The 20593-nt window shown below is 44.9% G+C and carries 20 protein-coding genes; 2 read left to right on the plus strand and 18 right to left on the minus strand.

Annotation, left to right across the window (positions count from 1 at the left end):
• The first annotated feature begins 24 nt into the window (after nucleotides 1-24).
• On the plus strand, nucleotides 25-936 hold the full coding sequence (locus tag ACO08I_RS15205) for a helix-turn-helix transcriptional regulator (protein ID WP_350178105.1): 912 nt from the start codon (nucleotides 25-27) through the stop codon (nucleotides 934-936).
• A gap of 123 nt (nucleotides 937-1059) precedes the next feature.
• On the opposite strand, the gene ACO08I_RS15210 is transcribed toward ACO08I_RS15205, so the two are convergent.
• The 11 genes from ACO08I_RS15210 to ACO08I_RS15260 all read right to left on the minus strand — a co-directional run bounded on the left by ACO08I_RS15210 (nucleotide 1060) and on the right by ACO08I_RS15260 (nucleotide 10349).
• The gene (locus ACO08I_RS15210; RefSeq protein ID WP_044217845.1) at nucleotides 1060-1926 is read right to left on the minus strand and encodes a hypothetical protein; all 867 of its coding nucleotides are present in this window, start codon (nucleotides 1924-1926) and stop codon (nucleotides 1060-1062) included.
• A 413-nt stretch (nucleotides 1927-2339) separates the two neighbouring features.
• Nucleotides 2340-3416 carry a ligand-binding sensor domain-containing protein gene (locus ACO08I_RS15215; protein WP_421946367.1) on the minus strand — a complete coding sequence of 359 codons (1077 nt, stop codon included), beginning with the start codon at nucleotides 3414-3416 and terminating at the stop codon, nucleotides 2340-2342.
• An 85-nt stretch (nucleotides 3417-3501) separates the two neighbouring features.
• A complete protein-coding gene (locus ACO08I_RS15220; protein ID WP_421946368.1) occupies nucleotides 3502-3858 on the minus strand; it encodes a hypothetical protein in 357 nt (118 codons plus the stop codon).
• Nucleotides 3859-3943: 85 nt separating this feature from the next.
• Complete coding sequence (locus ACO08I_RS15225; protein WP_421946369.1) at nucleotides 3944-5419, minus strand: S41 family peptidase; 1476 nt, start codon at nucleotides 5417-5419, stop codon at nucleotides 3944-3946.
• 104 nt (nucleotides 5420-5523) lie between these two features.
• Nucleotides 5524-6519 (minus strand): alpha/beta fold hydrolase, encoded by a 996-nt coding sequence (locus tag ACO08I_RS15230; RefSeq protein WP_421946370.1) that lies wholly within the window; start codon nucleotides 6517-6519, stop codon nucleotides 5524-5526.
• 6 nt (nucleotides 6520-6525) lie between these two features.
• Nucleotides 6526-6870 carry a hypothetical protein gene (locus ACO08I_RS15235; RefSeq protein WP_421946371.1) on the minus strand — a complete coding sequence of 115 codons (345 nt, stop codon included), beginning with the start codon at nucleotides 6868-6870 and terminating at the stop codon, nucleotides 6526-6528.
• Nucleotides 6871-6946: 76 nt separating this feature from the next.
• On the minus strand, nucleotides 6947-7420 hold the full coding sequence (locus tag ACO08I_RS15240; protein WP_421946372.1) for a GNAT family N-acetyltransferase: 474 nt from the start codon (nucleotides 7418-7420) through the stop codon (nucleotides 6947-6949).
• Nucleotides 7421-7850: 430 nt separating this feature from the next.
• Nucleotides 7851-8108, minus strand: coding sequence for a hypothetical protein (locus ACO08I_RS15245; protein WP_421946373.1), 258 nt, complete (start codon nucleotides 8106-8108; stop codon nucleotides 7851-7853).
• On the minus strand, nucleotides 8096-8338 hold the full coding sequence (locus tag ACO08I_RS15250) for a hypothetical protein (protein ID WP_421946374.1): 243 nt from the start codon (nucleotides 8336-8338) through the stop codon (nucleotides 8096-8098). The genes ACO08I_RS15245 and ACO08I_RS15250 overlap by 13 nt, the downstream gene beginning before the upstream one ends.
• Nucleotides 8338-9264 carry an Rpn family recombination-promoting nuclease/putative transposase gene (locus ACO08I_RS15255; protein ID WP_421946375.1) on the minus strand — a complete coding sequence of 309 codons (927 nt, stop codon included), beginning with the start codon at nucleotides 9262-9264 and terminating at the stop codon, nucleotides 8338-8340. The genes ACO08I_RS15250 and ACO08I_RS15255 overlap by 1 nt, the downstream gene beginning before the upstream one ends.
• Before the next feature lie 431 nt (nucleotides 9265-9695).
• Complete coding sequence (locus ACO08I_RS15260) at nucleotides 9696-10349, minus strand: hypothetical protein (RefSeq protein WP_421946376.1); 654 nt, start codon at nucleotides 10347-10349, stop codon at nucleotides 9696-9698.
• A 30-nt stretch (nucleotides 10350-10379) separates the two neighbouring features.
• Here ACO08I_RS15260 and ACO08I_RS15265 point away from each other — a divergent pair, with 30 nt between their 5' ends.
• Nucleotides 10380-10574, plus strand: a complete 195-nt coding sequence (locus ACO08I_RS15265; RefSeq protein WP_421946377.1) for a hypothetical protein — start codon at nucleotides 10380-10382, stop codon at nucleotides 10572-10574.
• A 170-nt stretch (nucleotides 10575-10744) separates the two neighbouring features.
• On the opposite strand, the gene ACO08I_RS15270 is transcribed toward ACO08I_RS15265, so the two are convergent.
• From ACO08I_RS15270 to ACO08I_RS15300, 7 genes are all read right to left on the minus strand, one after another.
• A complete protein-coding gene (locus ACO08I_RS15270; RefSeq protein ID WP_421946378.1) occupies nucleotides 10745-11077 on the minus strand; it encodes a hypothetical protein in 333 nt (110 codons plus the stop codon).
• 171 nt (nucleotides 11078-11248) lie between these two features.
• Complete coding sequence (locus ACO08I_RS15275; RefSeq protein WP_421946379.1) at nucleotides 11249-11935, minus strand: hypothetical protein; 687 nt, start codon at nucleotides 11933-11935, stop codon at nucleotides 11249-11251.
• Nucleotides 11936-12088: 153 nt separating this feature from the next.
• The gene (locus ACO08I_RS15280) at nucleotides 12089-13564 is read right to left on the minus strand and encodes an N-6 DNA methylase (RefSeq protein ID WP_421946380.1); all 1476 of its coding nucleotides are present in this window, start codon (nucleotides 13562-13564) and stop codon (nucleotides 12089-12091) included.
• Nucleotides 13565-14407, minus strand: a complete 843-nt coding sequence (locus ACO08I_RS15285) for a hypothetical protein (protein ID WP_421946381.1) — start codon at nucleotides 14405-14407, stop codon at nucleotides 13565-13567.
• Nucleotides 14407-16011, minus strand: coding sequence for an AAA family ATPase (locus ACO08I_RS15290; protein ID WP_421946382.1), 1605 nt, complete (start codon nucleotides 16009-16011; stop codon nucleotides 14407-14409). Before ACO08I_RS15290 ends, ACO08I_RS15285 begins: the two co-directional genes overlap by 1 nt.
• The gene (locus tag ACO08I_RS15295) at nucleotides 16008-17759 is read right to left on the minus strand and encodes a restriction endonuclease subunit S (RefSeq protein ID WP_421946383.1); all 1752 of its coding nucleotides are present in this window, start codon (nucleotides 17757-17759) and stop codon (nucleotides 16008-16010) included. The genes ACO08I_RS15290 and ACO08I_RS15295 overlap by 4 nt, the downstream gene beginning before the upstream one ends.
• Entirely contained in the window at nucleotides 17760-20498 is a 2739-nt protein-coding gene (locus ACO08I_RS15300) for a DEAD/DEAH box helicase family protein (protein WP_421946384.1), read from the minus strand.
• Nucleotides 20499-20593 lie beyond the last annotated feature (95 nt).

Here is a 20593-nt window from a genome sequence, read left to right on the forward strand (position 1 = left end):
TGAACCGTAAAAAAAAGTGGCCGCATGGATTACTATGAAATAAATTCAATTGCTCAGGCGCATCAGGCTATGGGGCTGCCCTCGCCAAAGCATCCTTTGGTTACGGTAGTGCTAACCAAAGACTTTAACGCCCAATTCGATTTTAAAGGCGTGAAAGTCATCAACAATCTTTATCAGGTTACGCTGAAGCAACCTGGGTGTGGCAATTTGTTATACGGCAAAAACTCCTACGATTATGAAGAAGGAACCTTGGTTTTCACTGCACCAGGCCAGGTTACGGTGTCCGATGGCGACATGCCGGAATCAGAAGATGACCCCAGAGGTTGGATATTGGCTTTTCACCCGGATTTAATCAGGAAATCACCCCTATCCGCTAAAATAGATGGGTATTCATTTTTCAATTACGATGTCAATGAAGCCCTTCACCTGTCAGAGGAAGAACTAGATACGATAGAGGGCCTGCTGGATAAAATAGTGAAGGAATACAGCCAAAATTTGGATAAGCACAGTCAGAACCTGATTATATCCAACATCGAACTCTTGCTGGATTATTGTACCCGGTTCTACGACCGTCAGTTTTATACCCGAACGAACCTCAACACCGACATCGTCTCAAAATTTGAGCGGCTTTTAAAAGCTTATTATCAAACAGATCAACTACATGACTCAGGCATACCGAGTGTACAGTACCTGGCAAAAGCGTTAAGCTTCTCTTCCAACTATCTGAGCGATCTTTTGAAGAAAGAAACCGGAAAGACTGCCCAGGAACACATACACCTTTTTGTCATTGAGAAAGCGAAAAATATGCTCTTAAGCTCTAATCACTCCATCAGTGAAATTGGGTATACTCTGGGGTTTGAATATCCTCAGCACTTCAGTAACTTATTCAAGTCAAAAACCGGTTTTAGCCCAAGTGAATTCAGAAACCTGAATTAAGACTAAATTTTCATTTAGCCCGCTAAACTCAAATTTAGTGACTTCGCCAGAGCCATAAATCCTTGATTTTCATGACAAAACCGCTCCAAACATGCTCTAAGCAACCGCCTCATTCTGCCAACACTACAGCCCGGTGCCATGCGGTAAACACTGAATGAAGCAGTCAAACAAATCGGTCTTGCTGATATAGGTTTTTCGGTCAAACCCCATGCCCCGGTGTTCGATTTCTATCCAACCGAAATAATCCAGAAAACGCTCAAAGGTCCGGACGGCGTAACACCCGGTTGCATACTCCATCGGGGTACGATAGGAGGTCGGTTGAATGGATTGCAACAGCTGCGGGAAAGCCCTAAAATACCGCTCGGCATAAAACGATTCCAATCGTTTTTCCGCTCCGTACTTCGACAGCAGGATCAGGGAAAACCCGTACCCCAGCTGCCCGATCTGATTCTCACCGTACCCATCATAGTACGCCCAGTTGAATTTGGTGGCGAAGGTCAGCAACAGCAGGCGGAGCAGCTCTTGGTCATCGGCCAGGATTTGCGTCCCTTTTTTAGTCAGGCTTAATTTCCCCTGCCGCTTTTTTACCAGGCCTGCTATTTCAATCAGCAAGCGGGTCAGGTTGATGGTCAGGGAATCCGTCTCTTTGTACAGCTTAGAGATGCCCTTTTCAAACTGCATCTCTTTCATAAACCCCTGCTGATAGATGTCCGCCACTATTTTGGTCGGCAGAAAACCCTTTGCAGTAAGTTTAAGCTCCCCGCTTTGCTCAATCAGCCCGCACAGGTACTTCACCTGATTGAGGAGGGGCACTTTCCGGTAGTCTGCCTCCGTTGCCTTTTTAAGTTGCAGCGGGCTTTCCGCCCCGAAGGTGTCATACATGATTTGGCGCATTTCCAGAGGGGAATACCCTTCAAAATCGGCGATTGCCCGGTTGTTCTGCGCCTTCATTTGCTGATCGAGCTGTTTTTGCAGGTCTTTTTCGTTCATGTCTGATATTGTCAGGTTTGCGTTTTCCGGGGTCAAAATGACCGTTTTTGATCTGTGGTTGAGTCTGAGTAATTAAGGAGCTGATAAACTGCTCAATAGTGCCCCCTGCATAAACGGTGGGCAGCACTGCCTGAATATACGGAATATGCTTTAAACGATGCCCTGCCTGTCAGGCCGCGACTCCAAAGTCGCCACCTGCCTTGAAGCTCAGGCCACACTTCCCCGTTCACACCAGCAATTTACCCCTGAAAATCAAGAGATACTGAAGCCCCTCTTCGAAGCAAGTTTGTCATTATACCGACGACGAAGTAGTTTGGGACCAAACATGACTTCGTGTCGGCATACCTGTGCGTACCGGCATACTCGTGCGTCGGGTGAACGCCCAAACCTCTCCGTTCCGAGTATAGATGCCTTTATTCCCATGGCCCGTCTTTTGTCACATGGGCAAAGATTCCCTTGTCATAGCGGAACAAGCCGCCCCATCCGCCCAACCACAAGCGGTCTTCCCGGTCTCTGTGAATACTCAGAACCGAAGCCCCGGACAGGTCTTCCTGCTTATAATGCTGAAAAGCCTTCCCATCGTACCGGTACACCCCGTTGTTTTCCACCCCAAACCAAATATCACCATTAGTATCCTCATAGAAGTCGCCGGCTTCAACGCCATTGATGAGGCCATCCCGGGTATAATTCGTAAAGGTTTGCCCATCGTATTTGGAGACGCCGCCCCAAAAGGTGCCAATCCACAAATTTCCTTTGCGGTCAACCATCAAATCGTAAATGGTATTGTCGCAAAGCCCGTCTGCCGTGGTGAACGAGGTAAAGGTTCGGCCATCGTACCTGATAATGCCGTAGCCATCCGTGCCTAACCATAGATTTCCGGCTTGATCTTCAGCTATATCTGTTATCCGATTGGCAGAGTAGACCGTATTCGGCGCTTTGACTTCAGGCTTTGGGATAGCAATATTTTCAAATTGCGTGCCATCAAAACGGCTAAGCCCTTCACTCTGCCCGATCCAAATCACCCCTCCGGAGCCGATATACATCGACCATATTTCGCTATTCAGCAGCCCGTCTTCTTCTTTGAATACCGTGAAGGATTGCCCGTCGTATTTGTTAAGCCCAAAACCGGTAGCTACCCATAGATTCCCTTCGCTATCCTCTGCAATCCCGGTCACCCTGCCCCCGCTGAAGCCTTCTTGCTTTGTGATGTACTCCAGCGTGCCCCCATCGTAGCGCATCAGCCCGTATACATTCGTACCGAACCAAAGATCACCCGATTTGTCCTGATAGATTTCACGGAGGTGCTGACACAATTGCCCGTCAATAAAGAAGAGGGGGTCTTTAAAGGAAATTGGGTCAGTGACCGGAGATCCAGCGTGCCCTGTTTTCGACCAGGTCTCTGCCTGCCCGTTGCAGGAAGAGGCCATTGTCCACAACAAGATAGCGGCCAAAAGGCTTGTTTTTCGGAATGTGGTGTATATGGTTGTCATGGTGTTGCAATTGGAATGTAATGGAGCCTAAGGAACCGGGGAGCAGCAACCAGCAATTCAATGCATTGCAAAAGGTGGTTCTCCTTTATTCCCCTGCCTTATTCAGATAGTCACTAACAGCACGAGAGAAGGTGGTCAGGTAAAAAGCAATGGACAGCCCTGTAAGCAAAATCAGAAAGGGTATTGAAATGGACTGGGTCATTACCATGCTCATTAGTATGGCTAAAATGGCCAATGAGGATAATATGGAAACTATTCTCCCCATGTACTGCCATCTCCAAAGCAGACCAATTACCAATATAATGCCTAAGTTTCCAAAAATTTCAAACTGACCACCTGCCTCAACTAGCCATTTCTCTGAAAAGTTACTCCCCACAGCAATTGCAAAAATAATGGCAGCCACCACCATAGTTTCCGTTTTACCTATTTGCTTAGATTCCATGAATTGCATTTTTTAATTTCCATTCAACTGCATTGGCTAACGGGCTCTTACCCTCATGAACCCCTACCCTGCAAACCAGTAATGCTTAGTTTTCCAATCGCTCTAAAACATGCTTAAGATAAGCATTTTCTCCATTTATATATTCTTCAAAAGTAGGGATGACTTCATAGTGAGGTATCACCCCTCTGCCAAAGGGGAGCTTGGGCTTCACATTCATCACAAACTGCAAAGCCGGGACAGACACCTTAATCCCTGAATGCGGCAATACCAATGCCCGGCCGTAACCGCTTGTATTCCCGTAGTAGCCCCCTCCGGTTTCCTGCCCGACAAAAGTGGCTAACCCCTGACTGTACATCATATTGCTGAATTCGCTGCCCCCGGAATAGGTCACCGGGCTGATCAGGACGTAGGTTTTGCCCCTGAATTTGTAATCCGGCTCCTTCTTATAGGCCATCAGCCCTTTGCCGGGTGCCGCTCTTCTTTCCAAAGAGCCATCCTCCATTTTCCGGTTGGTCAGCAGCCGTTCAAAAAAGCCGAATGCCTTTAGGGTAATGGGCTTGTCCGTTCCATTATCCAATACCGCCTTTTGGGCCTTTACCCTCACTTTTTTGTATTTCTGATAGTTGTCGCCGAAGTAGGAATACAGCAACCCTTCATTGCCCTCCGACCCGCCGGTGTTTTGGCTGACATCCACGATGAGGGTTTGAATATCATTTTCCCGTATGGATTTAAAACTGTTCCTCAGGAAAACACTCAGCTTCTTTTCTTTTGAATGCGCTCTTATTTCACCATTGCCAAAAGTATGAATGCCCAGATAGGCTACCGAGTCATTGAGTATTTTGTATTCCAACACCTCCTCCTCCGTGTTTTTGGGCTTGCCATACCTGTCGTTCAGGTGCCTGGTAATCGCCTTTATGGTCAGCGGTTGAAGGGTTATGGGTTCGTTTATGCCCTTGAACTTAATTTCAAACTGATCCACCTGCCCGTAGTAGTAGAAGTGGTAGACCGAAAAGCTCAACCCTTCCAAATCACTATACTTGACGGCTTTGATAAACCCATCGGAAGCAAAGAGATTCCCAATGTTGCCCACTATATGCTCCGGCGTTTCCCCGTTGATGGATTCGATGGGTTGGCCTTCGAGCGCAAAGGCTTTAAAGTCGGAGCCGTTCTTAACGCAGTAGAGTTGTTTACCCAGGAAGACCACGCTTAAGGGCAGCAACCTTACTTCGCTGTTTACTTTTTCCTTCACGATCGCAGGGCGAAAGATATCCGTATGGTCTTCCCGGGAAAGGGCCACCAACGGCGCGATCAGCTTGTGAAACTCAAGCACGTTTAAATCCTTCGTGATTTTCCTTCTGACGTCTGCAAAAGCCCTGTCCACGCTGTCTTTGGGCGTGTACCAATACATGCCGGAGTGGAATTTGTCCAGCCCCTGATACAGTATTTCCAGGTCACCTAATAGCTTCTCTTTCTCAATCCTGGGAAAATCACCGAAATCCTGGGCACCGGCAGTTTGGAGTGCAAGACAACAGATGATGATGACTTTAGAAATGCTTTTCATTGGTGTTTGATTAATGTGCTGCGACTCAGGAACATTCGTATTCACCACCTGTACAGAGCTTACTCTAGGGCGCTTTCTGCCTGTGTTGTGTGTCGTGCACCGATTTACAGTTCCACTAAAAGCTTTAGGATTTCCTTGCAAATGATGGCTGCATTTTCTTTCAGGCTGAATATGGTAATGTGGCCTCCTTCCAGAAAAAACGCCTGCCCATTTGTTGAAAGTCCCGCTATCTCTTCCTGCATTTTTCTTCTTTCTGTCCTAATCTCTTCCGGGTTCAAACCCATTTTTAAGAGGGCTTTCTCGTTCAGGTTGGTTCCGGCAAATACTCTTATCGGCCTGGAACCAAAGTCATTTATCCCGCCAGACCTTTCCACTAACTCCGGGTACCATTTTTCTTCCTCAAGATAGCCCCACAGGTATTTTCCATTTAGCGTGTAATCAAAATAGCGGTTCGTTACTTCTTCTGGTAGTCCGGGCGCTCTAAGTATCGGCCCCAGAATTCTATCGCCCAGCCCCAGGACACCCAGGTCACCGGTAACTGCTCCCACTTTATATAGCGCCTTTAGGAATTTTGGCTCAGGCGGCATATTCAACCTTTCGCTTGAATTAGGATGAGGGGCATCTATGAATACCAGACCCGCTACTTCGTCTGGATAAAGCGCTGTGAAGACACGAATGTAATGCCCGCCATACGAGTGGCCCGCCAAAATATAGGGCGGTGACTCCCCCGCCTTTTCCAGAAGGGTGTGCAATTCTCCAGCAATGGTTTCCGGGTCCCTGGGCGCATCGCTCAAATCGCTGTATCCTATCCCCGCCCGGTCATAGCGGACAACCCGCATGCTGTCCTTCAGCATTTCACCCAACCAATAATAGTATTCACTGGGCGCTCCTGCCCCGGATTCAATAAGCAGCGTTGGCTTGTCGTTTTGTGCTCCGGTGGCATTGATGTGCAAACTGAAACCACCGACATCAATAAGCTCGCCGGGGGGCTGGGGTACAGGTGCAAACAGGCGGAAAACAAGGCCCGCCAAAATGACCATTGCCAACAGTAACCCCATGGACTTCAGAGCCCACCTAAATATTTTTGATATTATTCGCATCGGTATTTATTTTGCGTCCTGTTTCAACCTTTTCCTCATCGTCAGTGAAGTTGCCGTCTCTCCGGCAGCCGCATACCCCAGCCGTTTGTACAAATTCACCGCAGGGTTGGCCTTATCGACACTCAACGACAAGTATTCCACGCCTAATTTAAGGTATTCTGAAGCAATAGACAGGGATGGGTCCTGAATGACTGCTTTGGGCAGCAAGTCGTGCCCTTCCGGAATAAAAATCGCCTCATAAAGCATGTCCGCTAAGAAGCCCGATTCTGCTTGCCGTAGTGCCCTTACCGTCATGATTGCTCCGTTGATTGGTTCTCTTCCCTTATTAGCCGGTAGTAAACTACTGGACATTTCTGAGGCGGGATTGATTTTTCCTGCCTCCGCGCGCCCCCTAGCCCCCTGATGGGGGGAACGCAAGCCCGCAAAATCAATCCCTTCCATCCATTAAAACCCTTTTGTCTAGTAGTCTAAGCCGGTAGTAAAAAAGCTCCGGGTCCCCCTCATCCAGCCCAGTCAGCTGACCGGCAAAAGAGAAACCGGCTTTGGCAAGTGCTTTCTGCATTCGGGTATTGGACCGATTGGTAGAGGTGAACAACTTCTCCGCCCGGCATTGCTCCCCCAAGAGATCAAATACTTTCCCGCCAATACCTTTCCCCCTGCAGGCTTCGTCCAGGATCATCAGCTCTATCCACCCCTGATCAAAAAAGCGGTAATCAAAAATCACAAACCCTATGGCTCGGTGGCCGGCCAAAATGATATAGCAGGTCTCCTCCAATATCGCTTTGGCAATCTTTTCTTCGCGGTATAGGCTGACTTCCTCCTCCTGCTCAATGCTGTTGTAAAAGCCAACGGCAACGGCTTTGTCTTTATCGGAGGCTTTTCTTAATCTAATGACATCCACAGGGCTCCATTTTAGACTGTGTTGGGATTTCACCCTTTGGGCTGCATTTGCCAAATTTCATCCTGTACTTCGTTGCTCTTCAGTCGCTTAGCTCAGGCTAGGCTCCCTCATCGCGCCCCCGACGATGAATGTCGGGATCAAAGACTTGTTCAGAATAAAATTTGACTACATTCGCTCCAAAAGCGAATTCCCAACACAGTCTTAGACATTTTACAAGCTTGCGCTCTTTTTTCGCAATGGCTTTGACGTCAGGAATATACGAATTCTCACGCTCCTGCTTGTCATTATCCTGGAACCGGATATTGATGCTTGTGCGTAGGTGGCGGGGGTGTGGGGTTTAGGCCTGCCGTTCCTGCTCCGGCTGCCTTCCCCATCGTCCATACCAGCTATCGGAGCCAATGTTACCAACGGAGTGCAGCCTTGAAAAGGTCTATTTGCTCACGGCTTTAGAGGAACGATAAAACCCGGTCAGCAATTCACTCACGAGCGCATCCAAGTCGATATCTGAGGAGGCGAGCCATTGTTCAACTTCCTTGTCCACACTTAGTTGAATATGAAGATGGCTTTTGTAATGCGCCATATCCGACTCAATAGACACCCACTCCCCGTCAAAATCTTCATCATCGGCAATATTGGCGTCATCGTAGTAAATATACCGACGATAAAGTGGTTTGTCTAAACAAACCAACTTGATGTCGGCATAAACGCTGAAAAGTGGTCACCGACGATAAATGTCGGTGACCACTTTGTTAAGCGTATACAAGCCTCCGGAACATCTACTCCGATCGCCCCAAGCTTGATCGCATCCGTTGCCTCCACCCGGTCGGAGTCCGAAAATTCGATGGAGTAGCTGCTGTCCAGCCGGTTGTTTGCCAGTAATTGAAGCGCTTCAGGGAGATGGATTTTTCTTTTGGTCATTAAGCCTGTTTTTCAGCTTCGTAAGCGGCTATTATTTGCTCCACTTCCTCAACGGTTAATCCAGTGATATCGGCAATATCGGTTACAGGCATGCCTTTTTTGTACGAACGTACCGTTACGGTCCGCTGGTTCTGCTCAATACCCTGATCAATGCCTTGCTCGATGCCTTGCTCAAGGCTCTGCTCACGCACTTCCTTTAGGATAGCTTCTTCGATTCCCATAGGTTCTCTCGATTTCGTGATTTTACGCACTTCCTCTTCAAATTTAAGCTTATTCTCCAGATTTTGAAAGGATACGTAAGTGTTGATAAAATTATACAGCCGCCGGATTTTTGCTTTGCTTAACCCGCACGACAGCAGATGCCGCATCATATCCAACTTGCTGACCAACAGCTGCTGGTCATCTTTGCTGCCTGGATCCAGTGCGTTGCGGGCCGCCTCGAGGGCAAAGCCAAAGGGGTTACCGGAGGCTCGTAGCTCCTCAGCCGTGTGGTCTATCAGTATAAACGATTGAAAACGATAAATTTGTTCCGTACCTAAAAAATTAGTCCGATAAGCGGTGGCGTGGTAAGCCCGGTTCGTATCCGTATAAATGACGACAGCCGTGACCGGCTTGTTGTACCGGTCAAGGATCCGATAATAATATTGAAACATCCGATAAGCAAACTGATCATCCGGATACCCTTGTACTTCTACATGTACCAAAAACCATTGTTCCTGCCCATCCTTTAGCCAAGCCTTGAACAGTTTATCCGCATGCCGCCGTTTGGTATCCGCTTCCGGCATAATTCGCTCCAAATCCTTATCCAAAAACTCCAGCCCCCGGCTGAAGTCTATCCGGTCAATGTATTTGGAGAAAAAGAAATGCAAAAAGTCTTCTGCTAAATCTTCAATAATGCCTTTCCAGAGTATGTCGCGCCGTATCATACATGTAAGATAAGAACAAATCAGATTAAACGCAAATTATTTGAATTGCTTTGTTTTTATTGGTTTCTGAAAGCAGCACCCACAAAAGGGGCAGCATCCCTGTAATATGCAGCACACTGACGCTTTGTGCATAAATAGCGGGGGGAGGGTAGATTTGGGCAGGAAGCGCTTGCTTTAAGGTATGCCGTGCATGCTCCGGCGGCCAGTCCCGTTGCCCAAGCTAGCCACCGGGGGCTGTTATACGCAATACGAAGTGGTTTGCGACATCGGTCACTGACGAAGCGTAGCTTGTCAGGACAAGCGCAAGCCACTTCCCAGCGTAAATGCTGACCCTCCTGCCTTTAAGGTGGTCAAAGCCTAAAGGCGGCGAGACACGGGCAAGCATTGAGTAGGTTTGCTGTGGCAAACCACTTAATCGTCAGTATACCCCTTCAGGCCCTGCCCGCCACCGTTTTACCCTGTACCTTCCTTCTCCAAAAAACGATGTAAACGGTACCTATGACAGAAGGGAGTATCCAAAACAGCAAATGCACAAGCCCTAAGCCTGCAACCAGAAAAGCCGTAACGGAGGCAATGAACGCGCCTACCATCTTACGGATGTGGGACACTAAATAAGCACTTCTCGTCTTTCCCGGATTCCCGTAAAACCGGAAATCTATGATCGTAAAAAATAGCCCAAAACCGCCAAATACCAGATATAAAATGCCCTGGTAAAGGTCTGTGCCAAGATGATAACTCCCTAAGGCCACCATGAGGAAAGAAAACACAAACATGCTTCCCGAAATGATCCGGTCAATCATCTCCGCCTTTGTTTTTGTCCGGTATTTCAGGGCCCTGTTGCCGGACAACACCATGTAAATCGTGAACAACCCGATCAGGAACAAAAACAAATTTTCGTGATTGGGCATCCGTGAAATCGGCAGGGACAAAAGCGAGCTCGCTATCATGCCCACAGAGAAAAACTTGCCCATATTTTTGTGCAGCGTGCTCCCCTTTTTTGCTATGACGCTCCCAATACCCGCGGCCAGCCCGATCCCACCGAAAAATATATGTACATAAATCAGTATTTCAATCGTCTTTTCCATCACATTGTATTTTTCGTTAAACCAAATGCTATGAATCTATACCTGACCTTCCCCTCCATCCGCCAAATGCCAACGCGCCCGCCCGCTGACCACCGGCCAACAGCCCCGTGCCCGGGCCTCCGGGACAGATCGTACTCTTATTACAGTTTTAAAAAGACAGCGGGCAAAACGCCCACCATTGTGCAACAGCAGCAAAAGGCGGAAAACCCCGCCATTGCTGCTTAAAGATAGCTTTAATTTTTTTTGGAATGTTGGGAGACCCAGGTCTGATGTTCACGAGGATGGGGGGATCCTGCGCTGTACATCTGGCTGAATGGGCAAGGCAGCGTTGGAGCATGGAATGGTATAGAGGGCGGTGAGTTGGCTTGGTGATTTTAGTATACCTAAAACTGTAGTCATTCATAGCCAAGGCTCCTTCTTTCGACTTCTTCAATTCTCAAATTAAGTTTTACCACTTTTTTTCTCAGAGCTTCCTCGAATTCCTCATCCGAAATATCCTTATATTCTGGCATATAATCTTTAAGCTCATCAGAGCTCTCCAATAGTAAATCGAGCAAATATTTAAGCTCCTCTGCGTTTTCAACAAAGTCTATTCGCAGTTTGTGATTTTCTTCTTTCAATAGTCTAATATCGGCTGAAGCCTTTCGGCTGCTGAGATAAACCAGACCTACGACATTGATTATCAAAAGAATAAAAAAAGCAATAGCCCAAGAGTTCGAGTTTTTCATTTGTTCAATTTTGATTTGTGTACAACTGAATCTACGTCGAAGTGCTTTTCTGGCAGCAAACAAGCAAAATAAAACCACTTACTATCCCATCTTGACTATCAGCCGCTCAAAAAAACCTTAGAAGTTGTTTTTTACGTGAGCCGTAAAGGTTTAGGAAAGGTTATGCTTATGCTACTGTTTTTGTCTTACGATGCGAAAAGCCCACGATATGAGGTAATAAGCAAACCTGACAGGGTACACAAAAATCAGCATGACAATTACAGCAAAGACAGTTGTATCTATACGTTCATTAAATGATAAAGACTTTGATTCTCTTTTTCGCAAAAGCTCTGTCTCTTCGTCAAGCTTTAAGAGAGCACTTGAATACTCTTTCTTAAAGTTCTCCAGTTCCCCATCTGTATAATTTGGGATGTTTTCCCCATGGGACTCCATTGAAATGTCGCTAAAAAACTGGTTTTGAAATTCTATAAAAGACTTTGAATATAGCTTCTCTTTGTAAAAAGAATCATATAGATTTTTCACTTCGTCGAAGCTAGAGTATTTGACAACAAACTCATCAAAAGACATCAATAATGAAGGGTGCTCATCTTTGAGTAACTGCTCGTACAGCTTTTTTCTACTCTGTTCAGCGAATGGATTCTCGGAAAGAGAATCCTTACTAATTATTTCAAGGTTCAAACTTTTTAAACTATCGATATAAAATCGACTCTCTGCGATTTGCTTTTGGGTTTTATTTATCGAATTCTGTATAACCCAGTCGTATAATGATATGCTTCCAAAGAAAAACAGAGTGGCAAGTATTAAAAAGAATACGATTATTACTTCTTTAGCAATGCGTTGTTTCGCCTTGACATTCATCTTCAATCCATTTGAATATTTCAGTTTCTCCAACTTGGGTAAATAGCTTATGTGCAGGATTAACCCTAGTGAGGAATAAGCTTAGCCTTTACTTAGTAATCGATAAAGGGGCATCATGTCCAGCGATCATCAACCCTCAATAGGTTTCAATACCTACTCTTCCAACTTCAAAGCCACCTCCCGAAAACTCTCCAGAGCCGATTCAATATTTTCAACAATCTCTTGTGCCAAATCTTCAGGCTCAGGAAGGTTATCAAGGTCGATCATGCTATCATCCCGAAGCCAGAAAATATCCAAGCTGGTTTTGTCCCGGGCAAGAACCTCTTCGTAGGAATACTTTCTCCAACGCCCATCTTTGTTTTCTTCTGACCAGGTTTCTTTACGCTCGTGACGGTTCTTTGGATTGTATAGCTCGACGAACTCTTTGAGGTGCTCGTACTTCAGCGGATTTTTCTTCAAGGTGTGCCTGATGTTGGTTCGATAATCATAAAACCACACCTCTTTTGTCCATGGGGCCTTGGATGCTTTTTTTGCATCAAAAAACAGCACATTTGCTTTTACGCCATGAGCATAGAAAATCCCGGTGGGCAGACGCAGAATGGTATGCAGGTCGACCTTCTCCAATAATTTCTTACGTACCGTTTCACCCACACCGCCTTCAAACAGTACATTATCTGGCAAGACCACCGCGGCTTTACCTGATGTGTTCAACATCTGGACGATGTGCTGTAAAAAATTGAGTTGCTTGTTCGTGGTTGTCGCCCAGAAGTCCTGCCGGTTATAAGTCAGCTCTTCTTCCTTCCCTTTCTCGTTTGTAATTTTGATACTGCTCTTCTTTCCAAATGGAGGATTAGCCAGTACGTAGTCAAATAACTCGCTTGGTTTAGTCAGTAGAGCATCATCCCTCTTAATGGGTGGCTCAGCATTGACTTCACCGATGTTGTGCAGGAATAGGTTCATCAATGCCATACGAGCGGTAGAGGCTACGATCTCCCAACCGTGGAAGGTTTCTTCCTTGAGAAACTTCTTTTCCTCTTTATCTAGCTTAAAATTGTTTTCGTCCGTAAGAAAATCATAGGCTGATAAGAAGAATCCACCAGTACCGCAAGCCGGATCGGCAATGGTCTTCTTTGGCTCTGGGCGGATGCATTCCACGATGACTTGGATCAAATCCCTCGGCGTGAAGTATTGTCCGGCACCGCTCTTAGTATCCTGCGCATTTTTTTCGAGAAGCCCTTCGTAAAGGTCGCCCTTTACATCAGCATCCATGCTGACCCAAGTTTCTTTACCAATCATTTGGATAAGCCGATGTAACTTGGCGGGATCCTGAATCTTATTTTGTGCCTTGGTGAAAATCTGTCCCAGCATACCCTCTTGCTTGCCCAACTCTCGTAGCAGCTCGATGTAGTGCGTTTCCAGCTTGACCCCACTCTTGGAATACAACGTATCCCACTTGTATTGATCCGGAATCCCCGAAGCTCTTTTCTTCGGGCCTTTCTCCTGTTCATCGGCCATTTTGAGGAATAACAAAAAAGTGAGCTGTTCCAGATAATCGGAGTAGCTGACGCCGTCATCCCGTAAGGTGTCACAGAAGGACCATATTTTGGCGATTAAGTTGTTGGTTGTCATTTATCTATCGTTACAAATTTTGGAGTCTACATTTTCTTCAAGTAAGTCATATGCCCATCTTTTTCCTGATGCCCGGAGGCAGGCTCTATTGGTTGAAGAAAGATTTGAGCATGATGCAATTCTTTCTCGACATCGGTCCTTTAACCCTTTGATTTCGGCTCTTAAGTCAGCTGAAGGATTCTGATTGAACTCTAAATTTTTTTCATTGATTTTTTTAACCAGCTTAGCTGTGATTCCCCATTCAACCATCCGAGCTTCAACCAAATCTTCATAATTTAAATCGTAATATTCTATCGTATAATTTGCCCTTTGGTAATTCCAGGGTTCTTCATCCTGCGGTGCGCTCTCAATAGCATGACCGTCTTCTTGAAAATTTATTAATTGTGTATCTTCTAAAATCAGTGGATCTAAAAAGTAGATTATTTCATCTCTACAATTTCCCTGATTTGTAACCATGTTTTGCCTAACTGCAAAGTGACTACCCTTTTTGGTATTCGGAACACTCCCAGCAAGCCTAAAATTAGAAAACTCAAATGTTAACCACCAGTACCCATCGCGTTCAGTTTTATCAAAATTGACAACTTTTTTCTTCGGCCTAAAATGGTCTACATGATAATGCGAAGCAGGGTTGATGGAATCAGAATACCAGCATTTTTTGAACGATACTTTTTTTAAGTGCTCCTTAAAGAGCTTCCAGTATCTACCATTCTTATCGATTATTTCATCCCTTTCCTTTTTGGAGCCAGCATTCTCAAGCTTTTCAAGCAAATTTTCAGCCTTTTCCATCCATTTCCCCTTTTTATAAGGGTCGAGTGGGATTCTATCAATGTCAACGAATAACATTATTCAAGTAGGTTTTTCATACGTTCAACAATATATTCCTCAAACAAGGGGTCTCTGAACGTTTGATTGAAGCCTTTCCTACTTAGTATATCAAATAGTTCCTCCAAGCGTTCCAAATCTTTTTCAGTGGTTTCGCCTTTTGATTGTTTATACATCAATCTATTTCTCTCTTCCAAGAGAAGGTTGGTTTCCCTATCCAACACAGTCTTTAATCCGAATAGCTCGCTTCGAAGAATACCCGCAACTCCAAGCCCTTGAGGGTCTACGTCTGGCTCTATGGCTTCATTTTTTGATTGTGCTCGCAACTCATCAAATCTATCCATAATTTCGTTCGAAGAGGCCTTTGGACCATCTTTTCCAAACAACCTCACCTGAGACTTGACCATGCTTCCGATCATTAATGGATCGTGTGTATTGATTATTATCTGAGTCGTTTCATCTTCCTCGTTGTCTTCTACACCTTCGTCCGCTTGAAGTTTTTCTTTCGACTTAACCAGCGTTTTTAAAAAGTGCAGATAATCATACTTCCACAATGGGTTCAAATGGGTATCGGGCTCATCTAATAATACTAGTGATTCGTCTTCTCTGGTGAAAATTAAAAGACCAATAACCGTAAGTAGCTGCTGTTCTCCCTCACTGAGCTCTTTGAAAGTCACTTTGCCGTCTTTCTTCTTTTTTACTACGACCTTGACTTCTTCAAGCATATCTGAGATATAGGTGCTTTCCAAGGCCTTGAATAAGAACGTATTGTTAGGCTTTTCTTGGTTGATGTCAAAGTACTTTTTGGCGAAGGCTTTAAGTTGAGCTTTATCTTTAAGGTATAAATAGAGGCGATTTTGGGTTTCGTTTCTTCTAAAATCAATCTTTACGGATTTCTCTTCATAGATAGGAGCAAGGGAATAGTCCCACAGAACCGACAGGAAATCTTTTACTAAACCATCCGCACCCCAGAATCGAGGATCCCCTCTCTCATTGTTCCAATTTGCTTTCTTCAAGACGAACAGAACAGACTCCAGGTCTTCAATTCCCAATATATTATTCAAGAATTCTCTTGAACGTTTTTCCATCCTTGGAAGGGAGAAAAATGCCATCAACACGAAGAAGCTATGGATTTGTTTTACATAGAATAGCCTTCGCAGATCATCCAAATCGGAGCCGACAAAACCTGATTTAATAATTCGGTTGTAGAAGTTTTCCTGGTGCTTCCAGAACAACTCATCAAGCCTGTTACTAACGCCTGAGTAATAGGTAAACACATACTTTGGCAAGTACTGAGCCTTTCCTTCTTTGCTAAAAAATGCCTTATAGGTGATCGATTTGAGACCTTCTATTTTAATGTCATATGTCTTCGATTTGGTATGGTCAATTTCAATTTTCTTACCATGGCATTGGTAAGCTATATAGTAACTAAAATCAGGGTAGACTCTACTAGTTGAGGTAGACAAGTCCAAGTGCTTAAATATCTGGATCAATGCCTCAATGAAGTTTGATTTACCTGTAGCATTTTGCCCAAGCAAAACAGTATTCATCTGCTTTTCATCCAGATCAATACTGAACTTTTTAAGGTTCTTGAAATCTTCTATGTAAACTTTGTCTATTCTCATTGCTTCAACGAAAGTTCTGCTCCATCTTCAGTCTTTGTCTCAATCAACTTGTCTCCAAGTGCTTTGAGTGCGGCATAGAATTTTTCTATATCATCTTGATGCTCGCTTTCTTTCCATACCAATTTTGCTTCCATGGGTTTCTTGGCAGCTTTTAGCACTTCTTCAACGGATAGTTTTTTAGCCATTTTGTGTTCTTTCTTTTTTCGTGTCTTTTTCAACTTCTTCTGCTCTGACAGATACTTCGCCTTCTGTTCTTTGATTCGCTCCAGTAGTACCGAGGCAGGCTCATCTCTTGGGTCTTGAGCAACAAGCTTACCTTCAAAGGCTTTTTTAAGGACACTCTGTTTTGTCAGTTCTGCTTTCTTCAAATCCTTCTCTATGGATGAGCTTGCATTTTCAATTCTGGATAATTGTGCCTCAATCTCATTCACTATTTCAGCTTGTTCATTTAAGGTAGGAACTGGTATTACTATTTCTTCAATTCTGTATAAAGCCAATTTAGGTTGAGAGGTTGCTTTGGTTTTTAAGCGGATTTGATTCTGTGCAAATTGAGATCCTAAAAAATAGGCCATATAGCGATTGTTCAAAAAAACTTGATTCGTCAGCTTTGCTGCATTCTCAGTAAGGTTAGCTCCATCGAGGTCATCTTGTATTACACCTGTAACACCAATGGTTCCAGCTATCGAAATATAAGTATCATCTTTTTGAATTGTATATCGCTCTATTTTCTTGTGGGTTGATTCGGATATAAACTTTAGATCTTGCTTGTCGATTGTAAAGTTTCCAAAATCTGTAACCCTTAGGTACGGATGTGCTGTTTTGCCATCAGCATACTTAGCACCTTTTGGTAATCGTTTCCCTCCTTTCACTTCACATATGTTCCCGACCTTTTGTAGCAACCAATCTGTTGTAATTTCAGAACATAATGCTAATTCATCTTTGTTGAGGCTCAGGTGAGGCTTTAGTTTCCTTGGTTTTAAAGGCTTCTTCCCTTCCTTCCCCCCTTCCTCCCATTCCTTCACCGCCGCCTTCCACTCCTCAACTTCCCGCTCATAACGCGCCTGCCGTTCTGCTTTGATGCGCTCCAAAAGCTTTTCTGCCGGTTCCGGATTATGCTGCTTACGCCATTCCTCCGTCAACTTCCCTTCAAAAGCCGCTTTCAACAAAGACTGCCGGTAGACCTTGAGTTGCTGCTGCGCCAGTTGGAGGTTGGCAATGCCGTTATCCAGTTCGCTGAAGAGCTCTTCGATTTTGGCTACGATGCGGTGTTGCTCGTTGAGGGGAGGCAACGGTAGTTCTTGATCATAAATAACTTGATTGGTAACTGCTGGATAGCTTGTACCTTTTGCCAGTCTGTTAACCTTTTGGATGAATGAGTTAGTTGTTAAAAAATAGTATATGTACTTTGGGTGAATTTGGATTGGTCTAACAACACAAAAACCTGTACTTGCAATTTGATTATTTAACCTTTCGTCAACAATCGCGATATTCTTTAGATATGGTCTTACAGTAGAAAATACTGTGTCACCAGTCTTAAGTATTTGTTGTGCCCTCGATGGAGCATCCATCCAAGTATAACTCTTAGGCTCTTCTATCCGCTGAATTTGATTATTTATCGAGTTTATATCAACATATAAAAACTGCCCACTTGGATCCTCCTTTTTCTTATTGGTTTTCAATGGTGGAATCGTAACCTCCTCAATGTTTACGGATTCCCAACTTTCTGGTATTGTTCTCTCAATATTCATCTACGCTACCAATTCAGTATTCAATTCTTGAATAATCCCATCCATCTCCTCTCCAAACAAGTCCCACATTTTCATCACACCACCTTTCGAATCAAAAGGACTATAATCCAAGTCATCTTTATCTAGGTGAAAGGAAGTGGCGATATGAGCTTTCATCATCCTCAACCAATTCATTTGCTCTTCTGTAAATTTTGTGGGGCCAGCTTGCTTTTTGAAGACCCAATCCTGGAAGCGTTTATCCACGGTCTTGCTGTAGGGAGTTAGCTTTTCGTCTATCCCAATTACCCTTCTAATCAAGCTGACTAAAGCGGTCAGCTCATTGATCGGTTTCTTCCCTGTCACCTTATCAATTTGCTCGTATGCTTGCCATAGGCGCAAGGGGGCTAAGGCAGGCTTATCCGCCTTCATCTTTTCTAGCAACGCTCTGACCATAGCAAATGTAAGGGATTTACGTTGGTAGGGCTGTGCATAGAACCAGCTCAAAGCGACGATCTCGTCTTTGTGCTCCTCAATGTAGGCTTTGAAGTCATTGATCAAGAGGTTAGCCCTGTCTTGTTGCTCGGTATCCCAGCCCGCAAATTCCAGTTCATCGATATTGACGACATCTATAATCTGCTCCAAGCTCTTTTTGACGTTATCGATATACTCAATGAGTTGGCCATTAATCGGCTTGGTCGCTTCTTGGGCAAGCGCCTCTCTTGCCTCTTCTTCCTGAGCTGGCGTAGGATGAGTAAACATACGCTTTGCCTTTGCATCCACCTGATCAGGATCGTACACATGCAGAAGGTCTTTGATCATCTGATTGATCGTCTTTCCCTTTGCTAGCGCTTTGAATTTTTCTTTTTCATCCGGTGAAATCTGCTTTTCTATCCGACCCAGTCTCCCTGCCAAAGAAACAAATAAATCCTCATCAACGCTTCCCATCATGGCAGCATTCAAAAGGTCTTTCAAAGCAACGGACCGTTTACGTTCCAAAGGGCGGCTGTCGGTTTTTACTGTTTTCATCACCCCTATGGCATCCACAATCACAAAGTGGTCTTTGGTAGCAATAGCCGAAGGTGTCACCTTTTTCAAGTCTTCCAGCTTAATAGTGCGGGTTCCCCGCCCCTTCATCTGCTCAAAGTATCCTTTGGATTTGACATTCCGCATGAAAATCAGGCATTCTAGCGGCTTTACATCGGTGCCGGTGGCGATCATATCTACCGTCACTGCAATTCTTGGGTAGTAATCGTTTCGGAAAGAAGCCAATACGGACTTGGGGTCTTCCTGAGTTTGGTAGGTCACTTTCTTGCAGAAGTTGTTGCCTTCTCCAAACTCTTCCCGCACAACCTGAATAATATCGTCGGCGTGGCTATCAGTCTTAGCAAAAATGAGCGTCTTGGGAACCTCTTCTCTTCTGGGGAAAATCTCGGGCAGCTTCTGCTTGAATGCTTTGATCACATTTCTTATCTGACTGGGGTTGACAATATCTTTGTCAAGTTGCTTCCCGGTATAGATGACTTCCTCATCGACCTGTTCCCAACGTTTCTTTCTACTCAGTTTCTCTCGTTTATCTACATACTCTTTAGCCTCGATGATGGCACCGCTTTTAGTGATTCGCGTTTCAATCACATAGGTGTCGTAGGTAACGTTAACACCATCCGCCACGGCATCTTCATGCGGGTACTCGCTCACTACATTTTCATTAAAGAAACCAAAGGTTCTTTTGTCAGGAGTAGCGGTTAAGCCAATCAGGAAGGCATCAAAATAGTCTAAAACCTGTTTCCACAAGTTGTAAATAGACCGGTGGCACTCATCAATGATGATGACATCAAAAAACTCCACCGGAACTTTTTCATTGTAGACTACGGGTAATGGTTCTTTAGGCCGCCAGTCTGTTTCGTTCGGATTCTCCTCTTCTGATTTCTCGTCTAGTTCCTCATCCTTCAAAATGGAATAAAGCCGCTGTATGGTACTGATACAAACTTTGGCATCTGGGTTGACAAACCTTGAATTCAATCGCTGCACCGTGTAGAGTTCAGTAAATTTTCTATTCTCCCCCGGTGGTGTAAAGGCCATGAATTCCTGTTCGGCCTGTTCTCCGAGGTTCCGGGTATCTACCAAGAAAAGAATTCGCTTAGCATCGGCATATTCCAGTAATCTGTATATGGCAGAAATGGCAGTAAAGGTCTTTCCAGCTCCGGTAGCCATTTGCACCAAAGCTCTGGGCCTATTTTCTTTAAAGGATTGCTCTAATCGAGTGATCGCTTCGAATTGACAGGCACGAAGATTGTCTCTTTCAAGCTCAGGCATATCATGCAGCCGGTCTCTGAACGTTTTGTGCTGCTTCAGGCGCTCTCGAATCGTATCAGGGCGCAGAAAAGAAAAGGCTTCCCTCGACCTCGGTTTTGGGTCTCTTGCATCCGTGAAGCGAGTAATCACGCCGGTGGATTCATAGATTAAAGGAAGCGGCTCGTTATCAATATATTTCAGCTTGCTAGTAGCGTAATCTGTCGACTGTTGTTCAACTACAGTTATGTTCTGACCTTCCTCCTCGCGTTTCGCCTCAATTACGCCAACGGGTTTGCGATCCACAAATAATACGTAATCTGCTGGTCCTGCCTCTGTGAGATATTCTCGTACAGCAACGCCTGGGCCTGCACTGAAATCTATCTGATTCTTGTGCTGAACCACCCAGCCAGATGCTTTGAGCATTTGGTCAATCCGATCACGCGCTATTTGTTCCGGGTTTTGATTCATTTTACTTCAAAGTGGTTGCCCAGCTAGATTTGCTGATATTTCATCGTTTTCAGAGCGTACTGTAATTTTGTAGTTATACGTAGTTTTAAACTCAA

The organism is Phaeodactylibacter xiamenensis (genome assembly GCF_965229835.1).
GTDB classification, from domain to species: domain Bacteria; phylum Bacteroidota; class Bacteroidia; order Chitinophagales; family Saprospiraceae; genus Phaeodactylibacter; species Phaeodactylibacter xiamenensis.

Coding starts and splice junctions, on each gene's coding strand:
- ACO08I_RS15205 (WP_350178105.1), top strand. CDS start 25: ATGGATTACTATGAAATAAATTCAATTGCTCAGGCGCATCAGGCTATG.
- ACO08I_RS15210 (WP_044217845.1), bottom strand. CDS start 1,926: ATGAACGAAAAAGACCTGCAAAAACAGCTCGATCAGCAAATGAAGGCG.
- ACO08I_RS15215 (WP_421946367.1), bottom strand. CDS start 3,416: ATGACAACCATATACACCACATTCCGAAAAACAAGCCTTTTGGCCGCT.
- ACO08I_RS15220 (WP_421946368.1), bottom strand. CDS start 3,858: ATGGAATCTAAGCAAATAGGTAAAACGGAAACTATGGTGGTGGCTGCC.
- ACO08I_RS15225 (WP_421946369.1), bottom strand. CDS start 5,419: ATGAAAAGCATTTCTAAAGTCATCATCATCTGTTGTCTTGCACTCCAA.
- ACO08I_RS15230 (WP_421946370.1), bottom strand. CDS start 6,519: ATGCGAATAATATCAAAAATATTTAGGTGGGCTCTGAAGTCCATGGGG.
- ACO08I_RS15235 (WP_421946371.1), bottom strand. CDS start 6,870: ATGTCCAGTAGTTTACTACCGGCTAATAAGGGAAGAGAACCAATCAAC.
- ACO08I_RS15250 (WP_421946374.1), bottom strand. CDS start 8,338: ATGACCAAAAGAAAAATCCATCTCCCTGAAGCGCTTCAATTACTGGCA.
- ACO08I_RS15255 (WP_421946375.1), bottom strand. CDS start 9,264: ATGATACGGCGCGACATACTCTGGAAAGGCATTATTGAAGATTTAGCA.
- ACO08I_RS15260 (WP_421946376.1), bottom strand. CDS start 10,349: ATGGAAAAGACGATTGAAATACTGATTTATGTACATATATTTTTCGGT.
- ACO08I_RS15265 (WP_421946377.1), top strand. CDS start 10,380: ATGAATCTATACCTGACCTTCCCCTCCATCCGCCAAATGCCAACGCGC.
- ACO08I_RS15270 (WP_421946378.1), bottom strand. CDS start 11,077: ATGAAAAACTCGAACTCTTGGGCTATTGCTTTTTTTATTCTTTTGATA.
- ACO08I_RS15275 (WP_421946379.1), bottom strand. CDS start 11,935: ATGAATGTCAAGGCGAAACAACGCATTGCTAAAGAAGTAATAATCGTA.
- ACO08I_RS15280 (WP_421946380.1), bottom strand. CDS start 13,564: ATGACAACCAACAACTTAATCGCCAAAATATGGTCCTTCTGTGACACC.
- ACO08I_RS15285 (WP_421946381.1), bottom strand. CDS start 14,407: ATGTTATTCGTTGACATTGATAGAATCCCACTCGACCCTTATAAAAAG.
- ACO08I_RS15290 (WP_421946382.1), bottom strand. CDS start 16,011: ATGAGAATAGACAAAGTTTACATAGAAGATTTCAAGAACCTTAAAAAG.
- ACO08I_RS15295 (WP_421946383.1), bottom strand. CDS start 17,759: ATGAATATTGAGAGAACAATACCAGAAAGTTGGGAATCCGTAAACATT.
- ACO08I_RS15300 (WP_421946384.1), bottom strand. CDS start 20,498: ATGAATCAAAACCCGGAACAAATAGCGCGTGATCGGATTGACCAAATG.